We start from the raw sequence: 2,910 nt of genomic DNA, 5'->3' as shown, positions 1-2,910 counted from the left end.
CGCCCCGTCCCGAGGCTGGGCCTTCGTTCACGACCGATGTGAAGAACCAGGTTCCACGACACACGCTGCGCTTCCCCAAGGAAGAGATGAATCTCTCTCCCGTTGCGTCTCAGCAGTCGCCTCCCGCGTCGCCCCAGACGAGCGTCGACCCAATCGTGGCGCGCGCCGCGAAGCGTGCCTACGAGAGCGCGGCCGCGCCGCCGCCTCGGTCTGGCCGCTTCGATCAGTGGGCGTGATCTCCGCCGTCCCTCGCGCGTTCCGCTGCCCGCGCGGGTAGCCACAGCCAGAAGCCTCAGCGCACCTCGTTCGCGAGCCTCGCGGGCTTTGCGCTCCGCACCGGGAGCCACAGTCGCATGCTTGTCCCCGACGTGCGCGCTTCCGCCTCGAGATGGCCGCCGCACTGCTGCGCGATGGCGCGGCACACGGGCAGCCCCAGACCGCTTCCCGTCTCACGGGTGGTGAATCCCGGCTCGAACACGCGCTCGAGCATGTCCGGCGCAATGCCGCATCCCTCATCTTCCACCCGCAGGTGCACGTAGCGCCCCGGTTCCAGCGTGCAGCCGTCGGCGGTGGCGCGGACCTCGTCGAGCGTGACGACGGTCCCCGTGAGGCGTATCGCGGCATCGTTCGGGCTGGCCTGCTCGGCGTTGATGAGCAGGTTCTGCAGGATGCGACGGGTGCCCGTGTCGTCGAGGGTGACGGGGGGCAGCTCCTCGACCGCGGAGAGGTCGCACGACACCCTCGTTCCGCGCAGGGTGAAGCGTGTTGTCTCGGTGATCAGGGCGCGCAGCGAGACGGTGGGGGGCGCCTTGCGCGCGAGGGGAAGCGTGGCGCGCAGACCGGCGGTGAGGTCACGCGCGTCGCGCAGCGCCTGGCGCATGTCCTCGAGGGCTTCGGTGAGCGCAGCTGCATCTTGCGCCGCGTGCAGCGCGAAGTGCACGTTGAGGCACAGTCTTGTGAGAACGTTGTCGAGATCGTGCATCACGCCGTCAGGCATGCGCCCGACGGGCGCGTTGCTCGAGCGCGCAGGCGGGCCAGGCGCGTCGACGGGAGGGTCAGGGGGGAGCAGTGGCTGTTCCATGGCTCGATCCTTGTTCCCCGATGCGTCGCCAAAAACGCAGCGCAAGGCATGTTGTACTTTGTCGTGCATCGGGGAATGCACCGTGCACACCCGTCTATGAGGAGGTCGTCGCCGTGCCGCTCTGTCACTGTCGTCGGTCGCGCGCGGGCGTGACCCTCATCGAGGTACTCGTCGCCGCGGGGCTGCTGGTCTTCACGGTGATCGGGCTGATCGGGGTCTTCCCGCTACAGGCGCGGGCCCTCGCCCTGGGACGCGCGCAAGTGGCAGCCGCCGCCATCGCCGAGCGCGAGCTTGAAGCCGCCGTCGGTGCCGGCTATGCGGGTGCTGCGGCTCGCTCGGGCTCGGATGCCATCACCTCAACGGTGAATGGTGTGAGTGTGAGCACCGTGCTCGAATCGCGCACGTCGGTGACCACTCTGACGTCGCAGCTCAAGGACGTGGTGGTTCAGGTGACCTGGAACGAAGGAGGGATGAGCCGTGTCGTCACGCTCGAGACACTGCTGGCGCCGTCGCCCTGATCGCATTCGCGGCATGGGCCTGGTAGAGGTGGTCGTGGCGGCGGGCATCATGCTGCTCGTCACCTTCGCCGCCTCCGGGATGCTGTCGGCGGGGCTTGCCTATCAGAGCAGCCAGCTGGGGCAGGCTGACGTGCAGCGGGCCATTGCCAATGCGCTTTCGCCCCTCTCAGATGAGCTCTCGGAAGCCGATCCGGCCTGTGTCGCCGCGTCGTCGAGCCCATCGGGGGTGGTGTTTGCCTCTCCCCGAGACGGTCTGGGACGGTTCAGCTACGACAGTGGTGGCGCGCTGCTCTGGCGCGGGTATGTCTGCTACTACCTCGACACCGTGGGTGACGTGCCTGTGCTGGTGCGCAAGTGGACGCCTCTCACCGTATCGGTGAATGATCCGCCAGCGGTGCCGGCGAGCATGACGTGCGCCTGGTTCAAGGGACAGCCCTTGCCTCGGCGCGTCTTTGGCGGGCGGGCGCTCGGCTTTGGGGTCAGCGGGCTGAATCCGCTGCAGCTGACCCTCACCATGGGGAGCAGCGGAGGACACAGCATGACCGTAGCCACCCAGGTCTGCCTTCGCAACTGATCGGTGCTGGAATCGCAACAGAGAGAGCGGACATGATTCAATCCATCAATGTCACATCAGCGACAGACGCGCGCAGAATCACGAGGCAGCACCCCTCTCGGGGCTTCGCGCTTGTGCTCACCCTGGCCGCAATCGCGCTTCTCGCGCTCGCCACCCTCACGGTGAGCAGCACCGCGTCGAGCGCGCTGGAAGCCATCTTGATGCGCTTGCAGGCCAGGCGCGCCACGCACGCCGCGGAAGCGGGGCTGGCCGACGCTGTGCTCGCCCTGCGCGCAAATGATGCCTGGTCGGGATTCACCCCGTCGCTGCGCACGCTGCCCACGTTCCCCGATCTGACCTACACGCTCGAGGTCACGAACAACAGCGCCGGCAGCGCCGGCGTTGCGGCGCCAGACGGCACGGCCGTCCCGGCGGGGGCGGTGTACCTGCGCGCCACGGGAACGGCTGCGCGCGGTGTGCAGCGCATCGCGACCGCGCTCGCCACGCGTCAGGGCAGCAGCCTCTTTCGCTATGCGGTGTTCGGAACAAATGGCGTGACCTCGTCCGGTGCCAGTCTCATCGACGCCTTCGACGCGACGCTGGGGCCCTACAGCACCGCCGCGGTTATCCCGGGAGCGGCAGACGTGGGCACAAATGCAATCACGGCGGGCGCCATCGCGCTGAAGGGGGGCACGGTGGTCAACGGCGATCTCACGGTCGGGCCCGGAGCCGACCCCGCCAAAGGACGATTTCGGCGA

The 2,910-nt window shown here is 68.3% G+C and carries 5 protein-coding genes; 4 read left to right on the top strand and 1 reads right to left on the bottom strand.

What is annotated here, in order from left to right:
- Nucleotides 1–38 precede the first annotated feature (38 nt).
- Complete coding sequence (locus EB084_22960) at nucleotides 39–236, top strand: hypothetical protein (protein NDD31124.1); 198 nt, start codon at nucleotides 39–41, stop codon at nucleotides 234–236.
- Nucleotides 237–292: 56 nt separating this feature from the next.
- Here the strand turns inward: EB084_22960 and EB084_22955 are convergent, their stop codons facing one another.
- On the bottom strand, nucleotides 293–1,150 hold the full coding sequence (locus tag EB084_22955; GenBank protein ID NDD31123.1) for a hypothetical protein: 858 nt from the start codon (nucleotides 1,148–1,150) through the stop codon (nucleotides 293–295).
- 44 nt (nucleotides 1,151–1,194) lie between these two features.
- Between EB084_22955 and EB084_22950 the strand changes: the two genes are divergently transcribed.
- The 3 genes from EB084_22950 to EB084_22940 all read left to right on the top strand — a co-directional run.
- Nucleotides 1,195–1,599 carry a hypothetical protein gene (locus EB084_22950; GenBank protein NDD31122.1) on the top strand — a complete coding sequence of 135 codons (405 nt, stop codon included), beginning with the start codon at nucleotides 1,195–1,197 and terminating at the stop codon, nucleotides 1,597–1,599.
- On the top strand, nucleotides 1,559–2,173 hold the full coding sequence (locus tag EB084_22945) for a hypothetical protein (protein ID NDD31121.1): 615 nt from the start codon (nucleotides 1,559–1,561) through the stop codon (nucleotides 2,171–2,173). Before EB084_22950 ends, EB084_22945 begins: the two co-directional genes overlap by 41 nt.
- Nucleotides 2,174–2,205: 32 nt before the next feature.
- A partial coding sequence (locus EB084_22940; protein NDD31120.1) for a hypothetical protein occupies nucleotides 2,206–2,910 on the top strand: 705 nt, incomplete at its 3' end.

It is taken from the genome of Pseudomonadota bacterium (assembly GCA_010028905.1).
Taxonomy (GTDB): Bacteria; Vulcanimicrobiota; Xenobia; order RGZZ01; family RGZZ01; genus RGZZ01.
The sequence above is the reverse complement of the archived record's forward strand: the minus strand, read 5'-3'. Positions and strand labels throughout refer to the sequence as shown.